We start from the raw sequence: 1411 nt of genomic DNA on the forward strand, positions 1-1411 counted from the left end.
GTATTTGCCACGGCGGCGATGCTGTGATTCGCTGGAGTTGCGCGCGAAGCAGGGGCTGACGATGGCTGACGAGCAATTGTTCGAGGGGTTGCCCGAGCAGGAGAGACCTCAGGCCGAAGGCCGCGGTGCGCTGCGGCTGCGGGTGCCGGAACGCAGTCAGATCGGCATGCAGGTGGCGGCATTGGACGACCTGGTCTCGGAGGATCATCCGGTCCGTGCAGTCTGGGCGTTCGTCGAGGGGCTCGATTTGTCGGCGTTGCATGACCTCATCAAGGCGCGCGAAGGCCAGCCCGGACATCCACCAGCGGACCCGGCACTGATGTTGGCGCTGTGGCTGTGGGCCACGGTTGATGGGGTGGGCAGCGCCCGCCAACTGGACCGGCTGTGCCGCGATCATCTGGTCTATCGCTGGTTATGCGGCGGCGTGTCGATGAACTATCACAGCCTGTCGACCTTCCGGATCGCGCATATGGCGGTCCTGGAGCGGCTGCTGGCGCAGGGCGTCGCGTCAATGGTGCAAGCTGGCTTGGTGTCGCTCGACACGTTGGCGCAGGACGGCCTGCGGGTGCGGGCAAGTGCCGGGGCGAGCTCCTTCCGTCGGCGTGCGCGGCTTGATGATCTCCTCGCCGCGGCGCAGGCGCGAGTGGCGCGCCTGCGCGCCGAAGTCGAGACCGATCCGGCGGCTGGCGATCGTCGCCAGCGCGCGGCCAAGGAACGCGGCGCCCGCGAGCGCGAGGCGCGGATCGCGGCGGCGCAGGAACGCATGAAGGAATTGGAGGCCGAGCGGGAGCGGCGCGAGAAGACCAACAAGAAGCAGGTGGCCAAGCAGAAGGAGCCGCGCGCTTCGACCACCGATGCCGGTGCGCGGGTGATGAAGATGGCCGATGGAGGATGGCGCCCGGCTTATAACATGCAGATCATATCGGCGCCGGAACCTCAGGTGATCGTTGCGATCGACAGCGATACCAGCGGCTCGGATCGCGGCCTGGCACGACCGGGGATCGAGATGGTGCACGCTGAGGGCTACGAGCCCTCCAATTATCTGATCGATGGCGGTTTCACCAAGAGCGACGACATCGAGTGGGCCCATGCCAAGAACATCAAACTGTGGTGCCCGGCTGGGCAAACCAAGCATGGCACCGATCCCTATGCGCCGAAGAAAGACGACGGTGTTGGCGTCGCGGATTGGCGTAAACGCATGCAGAGCGATGACGGCAAGGCATTCTACCGATTGCGCGCCGAGCACGAATGTATCAACGCCCATGCCCGCCGCATGGGCCTGCGCCGGCTATCCCTGCGCGGCAAGATCAAGGCCCGCATCCATCTGCTGTGGTTTGCGGTCGCTCACAACATGATGCGCTTCTTCGCCTTGCACGCCGAGGCGCAGGTCGCCGCATGAAGAGCAGACTAG

General features: G+C 65.5%; 1 protein-coding gene. It reads left to right on the top strand.

Annotated features, from left to right (window positions below):
- Positions 1-61 precede the first annotated feature (61 nt).
- Positions 62-1399: an IS1182 family transposase gene (locus GGD63_RS39890; RefSeq protein WP_183250659.1), complete on the top strand. Its 1338-nt coding sequence runs from the start codon at positions 62-64 to the stop codon at positions 1397-1399.
- Positions 1400-1411: the final 12 nt, after the last annotated feature.

This window comes from Bradyrhizobium sp. cir1 (genome assembly GCF_014198245.1).
In the GTDB taxonomy this organism is placed as follows: Bacteria; Pseudomonadota; Alphaproteobacteria; order Rhizobiales; family Xanthobacteraceae; genus Bradyrhizobium.